Genomic DNA, 13,635 nt, shown 5'->3' with positions numbered 1-13,635 from the left:
TGCTGGCCAGTAATCATCTGATGAGATACCGTAAACGTAAGTATTTGTAGTCTTAAACCATGGATGACATAGAGAGCTTATGATGACTTTTATCCTGTTTCTGGTGGCGCTGGCAGCTTTGCTGATTGTCATGCGGCGTGAATCCGGCGCCAAGCCGGCTATTGGTGTGATGGTCGTGGTCGGCTTGCTGTCGATGATCTTTGCATCCGGATGGCTGGCCCTGATTCTCTTTATTGGCGCTGCCGTTACGGCGGCGGCAGGATTGCCGGGGCTACGCCAGAACTGGCTCACGCCACGCGTTTTTGCCATGTTCAAGAAGGTTGCGCCCAAGGTGTCCGATACCGAGAAGGTCGCACTTGAAGCGGGGACTGTGGGTTGGGATGGTGAACTTTTTACCGGCAGGCCTGACTGGCACAACCTGCTCATTAACCGTCATACAGGTCTGAATGAAGAAGAGCAGGCTTTCGTGGATAACCAGTGCGTCCAGGCCATCTCTATGTGTGATGCCTGGGATATCGCTGTCGAACGCGCCGATCTGCCCAAAGAGCTTTGGGATTTTCTCAAGAAAGAGAAGTTCTTCGGGATGATTATCCCGAAAGAGTACGGTGGGCTGGGCTTCTCCGCCAAGGCTCAGACTGCGGTATTGCAGAAGATTGCAGCCAATGAAATGCTCATGGTTTCAGTAGGCGTGCCCAACTCCCTCGGTCCCGGTGAGTTGCTGCTCAAATATGGTACTGATGAGCAAAAGGATCACTACTTGCCGCGCCTGGCCGATGGTCGGGAAATACCCTGTTTCGGACTTACTGGCCCCCGTGCTGGCTCGGATGCCACCTCGCTCCCGGATACCGGCATTGTATGCAAGCGGGAAATAGACGGCAAAGAAGTTCTTGGCATCAAACTCGATTTTGAAAAACGCTGGATTACGCTTGCGCCTATCGCAACCGTGGTTGGCCTGGCATTCCGCATGTTCGACCCGGACGGCCTGCTGGGTGAGACCGAAGACTATGGTATTACCTGTGCGCTCATACCTCGTGACACCAAGGGCATGGAAATTGGCCGCCGTCATTGCCCGATAGGTAGCCCTTTCCTGAACGGCCCGATTATTGGTAAAGATGTGTTCATACCGCTGGATTATATTATCGGCGGTCTGGAAATGGCCGGTCAGGGTTGGCGCATGTTGGTTGAGTGCCTCTCGGTTGGCCGCTGCATCACGCTGCCTTCGGGTGCGGCGGGCTCGGCTGCCTACTCTGTGGGCACAGCGGGTGGTTTCACTCGCATCCGCCGCCAGTTCAATACGCCGGTAGCCGACATGGAAGGTGTGCAGGATCCACTGGCCCGTATTGCGGCGAAAACATATATTGCCCAGTCGGCCGTTAACCACACTGCAAATATGATCGACAAGGGTGAAAAACCTGCTGTGCCTTCGGCGATCCTCAAGTATCACCTGACCGAGATGCAGCGTGAGATTCTCACCGATGCCATGGACGTTCACGGCGGTAAAACGGTGACCCTTGGTCCTCGCAACTATCTGGGTATTGGTTATAGTGGCTCGGCTGTATCGATTACGGTGGAAGGTGCCAACATCATGACCCGCAGCCTGATGATATTCGGTCAGGGTGCCATTCGCTGTCATCCATACGTGCTCAAAGAGTTGGCTGCGAAAGATAACGACGACATTCACGCATTCGACGATGCCTTCTTTGGTCACGCTGGTCTGATTTTTGGCAATGCCGCCCGTGCTTTCACCCAGGCGCTTGGTCTTGGCCGTGCAGACGTACCCTTTGACAGCGCCAGCCGCAAATACGCCCAGGCGATTGCGCGTTTCAGTGCAGCTTTCGGCCTGTGCTCGGATGCGGCCATGACGACGCTTGGCAGCGAGTTGAAAATGCGTGAGCTGATATCTGCTCGCCTCGGCGATATGTTGTCGAACTTGTATCTGGCCTCCATGGTGCTTAAAAACTGGCATGAAACTCAGCCCGTAGAAGGTGAAAAAGAGGTGATGCAGTACAGCCTTGGCTTGTTGCTGCATCGCACGGAAGAGGCCCTGGACGCTTTGCTCCAGAATCTGCCTAATCGTGCTGTAGCGGTGGTTTTGCGAGCCGTCACCCTGCCAATTGGCCGGAGCTGGGGTAACCCTCATGACGATCAGGCGCGCAAACTTGCGCGACTGATTTCGACCGATACGCCCATTCGTCACAAGCTGCTTGCCAGCACCTGGACGACTAAAGGCGAGGGTTCTGTGCACAATCCGGTCGCCTCGTATAACGGATTGCTGAAGGACTATGACAAGGCAGAGCAGCTTTATCGGAAGGCGACAAAGGCCTATGCGAAAGGTGAGCTGCCTATGACAGCCCTGCACCCGGAAGAGCGTTTTGAGGCGGCTTTGGGAGCCGGTATCTATACCGCCGAAGAGGCTGAGTTCATGCGCAATTATGAGGCTGTGGTACTGGAAATGCTCAGTGTGGACGACTTCCCGTTCGATGAGTTTGCGCGAAACAAGGAAACCGTGATTGACCATAATCCCGCGTAACCGAAAAAGCCGCTGAACATGTGGTTATCGCTGCTTGCCGTCAGTACAGGTGCCGTCGTTGGCGCCAATCTGCGCTGGTTTCTGGGGTTGTGGCTCAACTCCAGTTACCACGTAATTCCTCTTGGAACCCTCGTGGCCAACCTCGGTGGGGGTTGGCTTGTTGGATTGCTGATTGGCTACTTCAGTCATGGTAGTGCACTGGCACCTGAGTGGCGGTTGTTTGCAATTACCGGGCTCTGTGGTGCCCTGACAACGTTTTCGACGTTTTCCCTGGAGATGTTTTCAGCCATTCAGGAGGGTAAATGGGCGATGGCAATAGCTGGCATCCTTGTTCATGTTATTGGTTCAATTCTTATGACAGCACTGGGTATTTACACCTTTAGTCTGATTAGAGGCTGATTCGTACCACTACCTACAGGATTTATTTCAAATCTACTTGGCAAGCCCGTTATTCAGGAGTAGAGTTAGTTGTGAAGGAAAGATTCAGCAAAGCATTTCATGAATAAGACGTACTCCGCAGTTAGTAGTGACCGTCCTGTTTTTGATTCCGCGAGTTCTGTATTTCCGTAAAACGCTGACCGGCCACATTCAGTGAATGGCAGCAGATAATATGATTGATTTCAGGAAGTTTAAGTATGTCTACTACTACCGGTACTGTTAAGTTCTTCAACGAAGCAAAAGGCTTTGGCTTTATCACTCGTGAAGGCGGCCCGGACGTTTTTGTTCATTACAGCGCTATTCAGGGCAGCGGTTTCAAAACTCTGGCAGAAGGCCAGCAAGTTGAGTTCACCGTTACCCAGGGCCAGAAAGGTCCTCAGGCGGAGAACGTTACTCCTCTCTAATCCCGTTCGGATAGAGTAGTAACCGCCAAAAAGGCAGCTTCGGCTGCCTTTTTTCGTTGTGAAAGTCCGGTTATTTTCTGCGCCGGGGCTTTGATGTGGTACATTTCAGCGGGACACCGAGTATTACTGGGTTACATAACCGGAGAGCTTATGAAGCTGATTGGATCAACTACCTCGCCCTACGTGCGGCGTATCCGCATTCTTCTGGACGAGGAGCGTTACGAATTCGTCAATTTGGATATCTACGGCGCAGACCGAGACGAAATCAGGCGTAGCAATCCGGCGCTGAAAATACCGGTGCTTGAAAGTGATGGTCAGGAAATTTATGACTCGCGGATTATCTCCCGTTATATCAGTGCCAAGCAGGGGCGGGATCCTCTCACCTGGGATCAGCAAAACCAGCTCACCCTGATTGACGGCGCTAACGATTCAGCTGTTATCCTGCTACTGGCAAAACGTTCCGGGTTGGATGTAGATGCCGCGGGCGTGATGCTTTTTGATTTGCAGCGTGAGCGCATTATGACCACCATGCGCACCCTGGCCGCCCAGGTGGAAGACGGGCAGTTCGAGCAGTGGAACTATCCGGCAATGTGTCTTTATTGTCTGGTGGACTGGCTCGATTTTCGCGATCTGGTGGATTTCACTGGTATTGAAAGCCTTCTGGCGTTCCGCGACAGCCGGAAAACAAATCCCTGGGTTGCTGAAACAGACCCTCGCCAGTCGTAAGCGTGATACATTGAAAGGTACCCGGCGTTCCGGGTACTTTTCTCTGCAGTGTGATTTCCAGTCACCCTTTCCTGCAAACTTATCTTCCTCTGAGTTCCCCCTTGCCTGACAGCTTATCTGTCGCAATTTGACATGGCATTGTCGCAATTTGGCAATGCGTTATTCATCTTGCCGGACTAGTTTCTATGCAGGCGCCGTATAGGCGAACGTCTTTATGTTTCGGGCAATTACCGCCCGGTATCGGGAATTCACAGGGAAAATAAGAATGAAAAGACTGACGAGGCGGGACTTTCTGAAAGCATCTGCGATGGGTATGGGGGCTGTGGTTGTCTCTACTGGATTGGCAGGCTGTATATTGGATAGTGATGACAAGCGCTCCACCGTGTTTACCCATGGTGTTGCCAGTGGTGATCCCTTGGCAGACGGAGTGGTTCTGTGGACGCGAGTCGTGCCAGATAAAGATCTCGAAAAAGCCGTGAATGTGGCCTGGGAAGTAGCGACTGACAGAGGTTTTGAAAACCTGGTGCATTCGGGGACTGCAGAGGCCCGGCAGGCCCACGATTTCACGGTAAAAATAGATGTTCGCCGCCTTTCCCCGGGCCAGACTTACTACTATCGCTTCCATACTTCCGACAGTGAGTCTTCCGTCGGCACGACCCTGACCTTGCCCGAAGGTGCCGTAGATTCGGTTCGGCTGGCTGTTGTCTCCTGTGCGAATTACCCGGCTGGTTACTTCAACGTCTATCGGGAAATCAGCAAGCGCGACGACCTGGATGCAGTTGTTCATCTGGGTGACTATATCTATGAATACAGCAGTGAGGCGGGCAGTTATGCCGCTGCAGATGCCGCTGCGCTGGGGCGCACATTCCCGACTGACAACAACCTTGAACTAATCAGACTTGACGACTATCGGCGCCGCTACGGTATCTACAGGGGCGATAGTGATCTTCAGACCCTGCACAGCAAGGTGCCGTTTATTGTGGTCTGGGATGACCATGAGGTGGCCAACGATGCCTGGGAAAATGGCGCCAACAACCACAATGCCGGTGAAGGGGATTACGGTACGCGTAAGCTTGAGGCATTGCAGGCGTACTTTGAATGGATGCCAATCCGTCCGGTGATTGAGGGCAACGACGAAGCCATTTTCCGCACTTTCCAGTTTGGCGATCTGGTCGCCCTGCATATGTTGGACACCCGCCATATGGGCCGGGATAAGCAGCTGGACTATCTGGACTATTTCACGGCCACAGGGTTGGATCAGGCCCGGTTTATAGCGGATGTCGGGAGCACGAACCGCACCTTGCTAGGTGCGGAGCAGCTGCTCTGGCTGCAAGCCTCATTGGGGTACTCCACCGCCACCTGGCAAGTCTTGGGGCAGCAGATACTGATGGGGCGAATGAACCTGCCTGCGGAGTTACTCGTCAAAATTGCAACTGAGGAGTTTGATGGTTTACCCCAGCAACTGGGGGAGCTTGCACAGCTCAAGGGTCGAAAACTAATGGGTGATCTCACACTCACAGATGAAGAGTTGGCGCGAATTGAGACTGTTGCGCCCTATAATCTCGATGCGTGGGACGGCTATCAGTATGAGCGCGAAGTGGTGCTGGGCACTGTAAAGCAGTTGAACAAAAACCTTGTGGTACTGGCGGGCGACACCCATAACGCCTGGGCTAATAACCTGAAAGATATTAATGGCGACCAGATTGGTGTCGAGTTCGCAGCAGCATCGGTTTCTTCGCCGGGTCTTGAAGAGTACCTTGAGCTGCCAGAGAGCCAGATTACTGGCGCCGAGCAGGGGATTGGCCTGCTGGTGGACGACCTGGATTATCTTAACATCAACCAGCGTGGTTATATGGTTGTGACATTCACAACCCAGGAAGCCCGTGCAGACTGGTACTTCGTCGACACCATCAAATCTCGCGACTACGCCTTAGACACAACACGCAGTGCAAGCCGACTGGTTCGGCCCGGTGCCGGCAACCGGCGGGTGGAGCCGGTTGCCGGCTGAGCCTCAGGACAAGCCGCGTGTGATCAGAGCCGGGTCGCCGCGGCCTTCCACTGCGGCCAGCTCTGCACTGGACAGCCACTCGCCGGGTGGCTTGTTCAGAACGCTGGCGCAGGCTGCCAGGGTGTGGCCCCAGGAGCAGCGGTTCGCAAATAACATCCCGGCTTCGTTCAATGTGCCGCCCCGGTTGATATAGCCCAGCACCCGGCTGTGCCCCGGATCCGGAAATAGCGGGTGAAGGTGCCCGCGGAATACTTCGGGTCGCATATGAGTCAGTGCTACCCTACGGTGCAATCGACTCGGTAGCAGGCGCTCCCGCTCAATCTCCGACATGCAGCTTTCTGCTTCCAGGGTGTCCCTTGGCTCGCGGAAGCGCCCCGGTTCCTGCACATACACCAGGCGGAAAGACGCGCCGGTTTCACGCAGGCGATCGCAGGCGCGAATGGCTTCGGATAGCTGATAGGCGCCATTGGCGATCAAGAGGATCGGTTCTCCGCCCGAGGTGTCTTCATCCACAACCAGTGCGCCGTGCCGGGCAAGTGCTTCTGCTTCCGGAGCATCAAAAACGCAAGGTCGCTCCCGCTTCGGAATCACCATGCAGCTGATTTTGCCTCGCCCCGAAAAGACTGACGGAAGAACCGCAAGAGCGCTGTTGTAATCGGCAGGAAAGATGACCCGCGACACATCGCCCATTTCTCCTAGCAGGCTCTCACAGAAGCTGGTGTCCTGATGGGATTGCTCGTTCTTGCCATTCTCCCAGGTATGGGATGTGGCTATAACCGGCAGGCCCAGCCACCGAGCGGGTCGGCCAACGGCTTTCTGGTGCCGGGAGAAAATCAGTTCCTGCCGGATGGCGCCGAGCATTTTTACGCAGAAGGCTTCGTAACTGGCAACCAGGTTAATACCGGCTTTATTTGCAAGGCAGGCAGAAACAACGGACTCCTCATTCAGCACAGTGATGATCTTGCCTGTCACAGACTCTGAAGAGTTCTCCGGGTCGTTTACCCGGTGCTTCAGATCTTCCAGAACGCCGGTCAGTCGGTTGCTCGCAAGTTCATCAGGGTTGCCTACCCGGGCGCGGAGATCCGGATTTTGCTTGACCAGAGCCCGGAAAAAATCATCCACCGCGAGCATGGGAGAAACCTGGTCACGCCTTGGCGCTATCGCGGGAATAACAGGATCTGGTGGGTCGCGTCTTGCAAGAGGGTGATCCCGTTCTGGAGGTCGCCCCTGTTGTTGGTGTTCTTTCAGGCGCTGCACACTGTCTGCAAGTTCGTCCGGGGCTACCCAGAGTCGTGCAGCATGTTCACAAAACAGCTCCCGGGCACGAACATCCATGCGCGGGTTGCCCGGCAGTGGCAGGTTGTGAGCAGAGTTGAGGCCAGCTCCGTAGAAGCCGAAGCCTTTGACGGTTTCCGCGATGCCGTAGGGAATACGAACCGGATAGTTCAGTTCACCCTCGAGCGCCTGGCCGGCACGATACTCAAGTGAATGTTCCATCTCCGCGAGAGCGCAAACGAACGCAGCCGGATCGCGTCCGTCAAACCGGAAGGGGTCAAAGCCCCGGGCTGCCAGGTGCGCCTCGAACCGCTCAAGCCCTTCGCGGGTACCCAGCTCGGTGCGCTGCTCAATACGGCGACCGTTGGCGATCATCACGGGCGTGATCAGTCCACAGTCTTCCGCTCGCCACCAGCGAGGAACCCAGTCGCTGCCGCGTTGCTCTTCGGCGGCGCCGTCGGAAAGAAAGGCTACCAGCGACTCGCCTGGCAATGGCATGTGCGCGTACTGAAGTTCTGCAAAACCAAGATAGCCGCCTTCGATAATGCCGCCGGCGGTATAGGGGTTGACGTGGCTACCCAGTGGCGCGGCCATACTGCCATCCGGTTTTTGCTGGTAGCTGTAGAAATCGGCTACCATCCGGGACAGGCCGCCTGTGCCCGTATAGCGTTCGTGTTGTTCCGGGAGCAGGTTGCCGGTTAGCAGGTTCAGTGCATCGATAGCCGCTACGCAATGCCCCTGGCCCATCAACCAGCTCCGGGTCTGTCCGGTCAGGTTGTTGAGTGCCAGGTAAGCCGCATAGGCAGGTACCATGTTCAATGAACCGCCGGTATGGCCTTCAGGGTTGCACTTGAAATCCTTTGCCTCCAGCGGACTGCCGGAGGTGTCGACACGGTTTGCATAGGTCATGTGAACAACCAGCCACATGCCAGCACTGGTCAGCCGATCCAGATCTGCAAGCTTGCGATAGACGGTTGCCGTATTGGGTTGATGGCCGGCAGCGACAAGACGCGATGCGAGAATCTGTACATGGTCGCATGTAGTTTCGGTATGCTGGATTACGCCATACCCCTGACGCCACAATTCATACTCAGGGCAAGCCGCTGCTGGCGAAATGGGTGATGACATAGTGTGCCTCCACGGCTTGGTTATTTTGAACGAGTGTAAGACACGCGAACCCCATGCCTTTTGATGCAGGTCAGTCAGGCTGACTTCTGACAACAGCTGTGGTTTTGAACGTTTATGACAAGGAGAGACTCATGCCCGATAACAACCGCCGCCGTTACTCCTCCCCTGTGGTGGATGGTATTGGCAAGTCCGCCAGCCGGGCCATGCTCCGGGCTGTTGGTTTCACCGACGAAGATTTCCGCAAGCCCCAGATTGGCATTGCTTCGACCTGGAGTAACCTGACGCCCTGTAATATGCACATTCATGAGCTGGCAGAAGCGTCCTCTGTCGGTGCCGATGAGGCCGGCGGCAAGTCATTGATTTTTAATACCATCACCGTTTCTGATGGCATTGCCAATGGCACTCTGGGCATGAAGTACTCTCTGGTTTCGCGGGAGGTTATCGCAGATTCCATAGAAACCGTGGCAGGCTGCGAGGGGTTTGACGGGCTGGTTGCCATCGGGGGCTGCGACAAGAATATGCCCGGCTGCCTGATGGGGCTCGCCAGACTGAATCGGCCATCAGTATTTGTGTATGGTGGTACGATCATGCCTGGTAAAAATCACACAGACATAGTTTCGGTGTTCGAGGCAGTGGGCGCCCACGCCCGCGGAGACCTTGAGCTGATTGACGTAAAACAGATTGAGGAAACAGCCATACCTGGCCCGGGTTCCTGTGGCGGCATGTACACGGCCAATACCATGGCGTCTGCGATTGAGGCCATGGGGATGAGCTTACCGGGGAGCTCGGCCCAAAATGCGGTATCTGATACCAAGACTGACGACTGCCGGGCCGCTGGTGCGGCGGTTCTGAACCTTCTTGATAAGGACATCAAGCCCTCGGATATCATGACCCGGAAAGCGTTTGAGAATGCCATTACGGTTGTGATCGCTCTGGGTGGCTCAACCAACGCGGTTCTGCACCTCCTGGCGATGGCCAGTACGGTTGGTGTTGAGCTGAGCCTGGAGGACTTTGTCGATATCGGGAAGCGCGTACCTGTGCTGGCAGACTTGCGCCCGAGCGGGCATTACATGATGTCGGAGTTGGTGGCGGTTGGTGGTATCCAGCCCCTGATGAAGATGCTTTTGCATAGGGGCCTGCTTCACGGGGATTGCCTGACGGTAACCGGGCAGACAATGGCGGAAAACCTTGAGCGCGTTGCGCCTTATTCTGAGGCGCAGGACATTATTCACGCGTTCGACAACCCCGTTAAGGCCGACAGTCATTTGCGCATACTCTACGGTAATCTCGCTCCAGAGGGGTCGGTTGCCAAGATTACAGGGAAGGAAGGCACCCACTTTTCCGGTCGCGCCAGAGTTTTTCATTCGGAAGAGGAAGCCCAGGCCCGAATTATGGACGGTACGGTCGTTGCCGGCGATGTGCTGGTAATTCGTTACGAGGGACCAAAAGGTGGTCCGGGTATGCGGGAGATGCTGACCCCGACGTCAGCGATTATGGGTAAAGGGCTTGGCAACGATGTGGCATTGATCACTGACGGCCGCTTTTCCGGCGGTAGCCACGGATTTGTGGTCGGCCACATTACGCCCGAAGCTGCCAGTGGTGGCCCCATTGCGCTGGTTGAGGATGGCGATACAATCACCATTGATGCGGTAGCCAACAGCATTGAGTTGGGTATATCAGCGCAGGAGTTTGAACGTCGGCGTGCCGCCTGGGTGGCACCCCAGCCACGCTATACCCGGGGCGTGCTGGCAAAATACGCCCGTACTGTAAGCTCTGCATCCACTGGCGCAGTTACCGATCTGCCCTGATGCCATTAAAATGGCTGGATAGAGTTCAATAAGAGTTCAATAAGAGCGTACTAGATGAAAAGAAATACTATGGCGAAGGTGTTGCTGTGGCTGGCCTTCAGTCTGCCGGTTCTGGTCCACGCCCAACAAAATGATGCCGGCAAAGCCGGTGTCCAGGGCCCGAATCTTGCGTCGGTTAACGTGGCAGTAGCAGTGGCCGGTTCCAATGACCTGGTTTTTGGCAAAAATGCCGATCGCTCCGTGCCTATCGCTTCCATTACCAAAGTGATGACAGCACTGGTGGTGCTCGAGTCCGGAGCGCCGTTGAATGAATGGCTGGTGTTTCAGAAACGTCATACGCCAGCTGCGGCTAATGCCTACAGTCGCATCCGGATTGGCTCGCAGATGCGTCGTGCCGACGTGCTGCGCATTGCGCTGATGTCCTCAGAGAATTTTGCCGCGTACACCCTGGCCCGAAGCCATCCGGGTGGTTTCGACAGTTTCGTTGAGGCGATGAATGCCAAGGCAAAAGCCCTTGGCATGACGGGCACCCGGTTTGTGGACCCGACCGGGCTTTCTGTGGAAAATCTCTCAACTGCGGGGGATCTGGTAAGGCTGGTTAATGCGGCCGCAGACTATCCGGAGATTAAGGAGTACAGCACTACCGATTATTTTCGTGGCCAGTTCCGCAAGCCCCGGTACAGTTTATCCTTCGGCAATACCAACGCGTTGGTACACCGTGAAAGCTGGGGGGTTGGTTTGAGCAAAACCGGCTATCTTTCGGAAGCAGGGCGATGTCTGGTGATGATTTCCCAAATGAACGGCAAGCCCGTGGTTACGGTTCTTCTGGATTCTCTGGGCACCCGGTCGCCCATGGGGGATGCCGGGCGTATCAAACGCTGGCTGGATACCGGTGCAAGTGGGCAGGTAGCCAAGGCTGCTCGACAATACGCAGAGGAAAAGAACGCGGCCTATGACGCCAAGGTTCGCAGCACTACCGCTGCTTTGAACTAAAATGCACGAAAGAGCGCACAGCAAGCTGAGTAGGAAAGAAGCCCTATGATCCGGATTTTCACCACGGGTGGCACCATCGATAAAGTGTATTTCGATGCCAACAGCGAGTTTGAAATCGGTGAGTCCCTGATACCGGAGCTCCTGGCAGAATCCAACATCCACAAGGGTTATCACCTGGAGGGATTGTTGCGCAAAGACAGCCTGGAGATGACCGATGAAGACCGTGATCAGGTTCTTGATGCCGTCGCGGGCTGCGGGGGCGATCGCATTCTGATTACCCACGGCACGGATACCATGGCTGAAACCGCTCAGGTTCTGTCATCACTGAGCGACAAAACCATTGTCTTTACGGGTGCCATGCAACCAGCCCGGATGCGCCGGAGCGATGCTGTCTTTAATATCGGTTTTGCATGGGCAGCCGTGCAGCTTTTGTCGCCGGGGGTCTATATCGCCATGAACGGGGAAGTGTTCGAAGCAGGGGCTGTGCGCAAGAACCTGAAAGCGCAGCGCTTCGAGCGCACCTGAGTTCAGCCGACCGAGGCAATTTCCTGCTCTGTCAGCTCCCGGTAATCGCCGGGCTCCAGCTTCGGGTCCAGTGTAATGCTGCCTATGCTTTGCCGGTGCAGAGCTTCCACATGGCTGCCTACCGCAGCCAGCATGCGTTTGACCTGATGATAACGCCCTTCTGAAATCGTCAACTCCACCAGCTTTTGCTCAAGTATCCTCACCTGTGCAGGCTTTGTAGGTTTCGGATCGTTATGGAGCATAAGGCCGGTTTCCAGCTCCTTTATAGCCGATTCTGCGAGGGGTGTGCTCAGGCTCACCCGATAGGTTTTCGGGCACTCCACCCGCGGTGAGGTGATTCTGTGGGACCATTGGCCGTCGGTTGTCAGTAGCAGTAAACCAGTGGTGTCGGCGTCCAGCCGGCCGGCGATGTGGAGGTTCCGGGTCAGCTCTGGTGGCAGAAGGTCCAGCGCTGTAGGGTGCTCGCTGTCACGGGTTGCGCTGACAACGCCCGTAGGCTTATTAAGCATCAGATAGCGCTCCCCCGGCAGCGATAGCGGCACGCCTTCCAGCACAACCTGGGCCCCGGCTGGCAAATGTTTACCTGTATCTTTCCAGACCTCACCGTCTACTTCGACGTTGCCGGCATGTATGGCGCGCCTGGCTTCTTTGCGCGAGAGTAGTGAGCTTGTGGCAATAAATTGATCAAGACGCATGGTTTTCAGCACTCCTGGCCGACGGCTGGCGTTGTAAGGCTGGCAAGGCAGAGCACGGGGATCGCTCCGGTGGCCCGGCCCCAGAGTAAAGGCAGTGCGCTGGTATTCAAGGCTGGCCTCTGCGTTCTTCCGCCATTGCCCGGGGTGATCGCGCCATTCTGTTCATTGGCCAGTATGAAGCTGAAAGGATGTGCCCCGGGAATGCCCAGACGAACGTCGGTCGCGGTGATTTCACCGTCTGAATTTTTTGTGTAATCGAGAAATCCTCGGGTGAACCATTCCAGGCGACGGGTTTCGGGTAAGTGCGAGACGGCGCTCGCCAGCTCTGGCTGTCGGGGGAAATACTCAAGCGTTAAGGGCGCGTCGCCATCCAGGAAGCCGGTAACGATTTCCACCCTGTGCTGATCAGTGATGGCCGTGGCGCGCCATAGCGCCGTGTTGAAAGGCATGGGCTGAACAAGGAGTTCAGCGCCCGCAAAGCCGGCTTCGGCGAGTGCAGGCTGCACACGCTCGGTAATGATTTGCTGAGCTACAAACGACCAGCCGAGATACACAGTGGAAAGAAACAGGCCAGTTGTTATGGCTCGTAGTGTAGAAGGACGCAGCAGGAAGGCGGCGCAGCCAGCTAGCAGAGGGAGCGTATACAGGGGGTCAATAATAAAGATGCTGCTGATAGCAAGCGGCCTGCCTACAGGCCAGAAAAGCTGAGTGCCGTAGGTGGTAAAAGTGTCCAGTAGCGGGTGCGTCAGGAGGATCAACGCGGTGAGCAATAACCAGCGGTGGAACCCCGGTTCTGGCTTCCAGCGCCAGAGTATACCGGCGAGCAGTAAGGAGAGCGGAGCAAGCACGAACAGTGAGTGGCTGAATCCGCGGTGCTGGGTAAAATTCGCGACCGCCGTTCCGTAATCGATCAACACATCAAGATCGGGCAAAGTGGCCAGCAATGCGCCGGTGAGCAGAACGGGTCGCCCGAGAGTTTTGCCCGCAAGCGCGCCCGCTATGGAGGCACCAAGAGCTGCCTGAGTGATTGAGTCCATGAATTCCGTGAAGGTAGAGAGTGATAGTGAGTATTATGCGCGGAATAGGATTTCAGATCACGGCTAGA

Annotated in this window: 11 protein-coding genes; 8 read left to right on the top strand and 3 right to left on the bottom strand. The window is 55.6% G+C overall.

Annotated elements, in window-relative coordinates:
* Positions 1-79: 79 nt before the first annotated feature.
* The 5 genes from Q4501_RS04970 (at position 80) to Q4501_RS04950 (ending at position 6,106) form a co-directional block, all read left to right on the top strand.
* Positions 80-2,530 (top strand): acyl-CoA dehydrogenase, encoded by a 2,451-nt coding sequence (locus tag Q4501_RS04970; RefSeq protein ID WP_303594728.1) that lies wholly within the window; start codon positions 80-82, stop codon positions 2,528-2,530.
* 18 nt (positions 2,531-2,548) lie between these two features.
* Entirely contained in the window at positions 2,549-2,929 is a 381-nt protein-coding gene (crcB, locus tag Q4501_RS04965) for a fluoride efflux transporter CrcB (RefSeq protein WP_303594726.1), read from the top strand.
* Between the two features lie 236 nt (positions 2,930-3,165).
* Entirely contained in the window at positions 3,166-3,372 is a 207-nt protein-coding gene (locus Q4501_RS04960; protein WP_071265711.1) for a cold-shock protein, read from the top strand.
* Between the two features lie 150 nt (positions 3,373-3,522).
* Complete coding sequence (locus Q4501_RS04955; RefSeq protein WP_303594722.1) at positions 3,523-4,098, top strand: glutathione S-transferase N-terminal domain-containing protein; 576 nt, start codon at positions 3,523-3,525, stop codon at positions 4,096-4,098.
* A 265-nt stretch (positions 4,099-4,363) separates the two neighbouring features.
* Entirely contained in the window at positions 4,364-6,106 is a 1,743-nt protein-coding gene (locus Q4501_RS04950; RefSeq protein ID WP_303594720.1) for an alkaline phosphatase, read from the top strand.
* Positions 6,107-6,109: 3 nt separating this feature from the next.
* On the opposite strand, the gene Q4501_RS04945 is transcribed toward Q4501_RS04950, so the two are convergent.
* The gene (locus tag Q4501_RS04945; RefSeq protein ID WP_303594718.1) at positions 6,110-8,509 is read right to left on the bottom strand and encodes a xylulose 5-phosphate 3-epimerase; all 2,400 of its coding nucleotides are present in this window, start codon (positions 8,507-8,509) and stop codon (positions 6,110-6,112) included.
* A 131-nt stretch (positions 8,510-8,640) separates the two neighbouring features.
* On the opposite strand from Q4501_RS04945, the gene ilvD reads away from it, so the two are divergent.
* The 3 genes from ilvD to Q4501_RS04930 are packed head-to-tail and all read left to right on the top strand — an operon-like array spanning position 8,641 to position 11,835.
* Positions 8,641-10,317: a dihydroxy-acid dehydratase gene (ilvD, locus tag Q4501_RS04940; protein WP_303594717.1), complete on the top strand. Its 1,677-nt coding sequence runs from the start codon at positions 8,641-8,643 to the stop codon at positions 10,315-10,317.
* A gap of 54 nt (positions 10,318-10,371) precedes the next feature.
* Positions 10,372-11,310 (top strand): D-alanyl-D-alanine endopeptidase, encoded by a 939-nt coding sequence (gene pbpG, locus Q4501_RS04935; RefSeq protein WP_303594715.1) that lies wholly within the window; start codon positions 10,372-10,374, stop codon positions 11,308-11,310.
* 45 nt (positions 11,311-11,355) lie between these two features.
* Positions 11,356-11,835, top strand: a complete 480-nt coding sequence (locus tag Q4501_RS04930; protein ID WP_303594713.1) for an asparaginase domain-containing protein — start codon at positions 11,356-11,358, stop codon at positions 11,833-11,835.
* A gap of 2 nt (positions 11,836-11,837) precedes the next feature.
* On the opposite strand, the gene rsuA is transcribed toward Q4501_RS04930, so the two are convergent.
* Together rsuA and Q4501_RS04920 are read right to left on the bottom strand one after the other, a co-directional pair.
* The gene (gene rsuA, locus Q4501_RS04925) at positions 11,838-12,530 is read right to left on the bottom strand and encodes a 16S rRNA pseudouridine(516) synthase RsuA (RefSeq protein WP_303594712.1); all 693 of its coding nucleotides are present in this window, start codon (positions 12,528-12,530) and stop codon (positions 11,838-11,840) included.
* A gap of 5 nt (positions 12,531-12,535) precedes the next feature.
* On the bottom strand, positions 12,536-13,567 hold the full coding sequence (locus tag Q4501_RS04920; protein WP_303594711.1) for a metal-dependent hydrolase: 1,032 nt from the start codon (positions 13,565-13,567) through the stop codon (positions 12,536-12,538).
* Positions 13,568-13,635: the final 68 nt, after the last annotated feature.

It is taken from the genome of Marinobacter sp. 2_MG-2023 (assembly GCF_030546935.1).
GTDB lineage: Bacteria > Pseudomonadota > Gammaproteobacteria > Pseudomonadales > Oleiphilaceae > Marinobacter.
This window is presented reverse-complemented; position numbering and strand designations above follow the sequence as displayed.